Raw genomic sequence first — 247 nt, forward strand, 5'->3', positions numbered from 1 at the left:
CGCCAGTTGAGGTCGGCCCGGTCACGGCGTGCCTTGCTGCCACCGAAGAGGTCGCCGGTGGTGATGTCCTCCGCGGCCTTGAAGTATCCGGACAAGGAAACCGCGGCGGAAAACACCTTGGGGTGCTCCATAGCGAGCTTCGCCGCACAGTAACCGCCCGTGGAGTCGCCCATGAGGGCCAGACTGCCCGGACCGCTCAGTACCCGGTAGGAGGCTCGAATGCTCTGGGGAATCTCAGTGGTGAAGT

Annotated in this window: 1 protein-coding gene; it reads right to left on the bottom strand. The window is 64.4% G+C overall.

Annotation, left to right across the window (positions count from 1 at the left end; all coding sequences use genetic code 11):
• Positions 1 to 233 (bottom strand): alpha/beta hydrolase-fold protein (locus tag C6N31_RS43135; protein WP_307811623.1); only part of this gene is annotated, 233 nt, incomplete at its 3' end.
• Positions 234 to 247 lie beyond the last annotated feature (14 nt).

The organism is Streptomyces fildesensis (assembly GCF_016107395.1).
Classification (GTDB): domain Bacteria; phylum Actinomycetota; class Actinomycetes; order Streptomycetales; family Streptomycetaceae; genus Actinacidiphila; species Actinacidiphila fildesensis.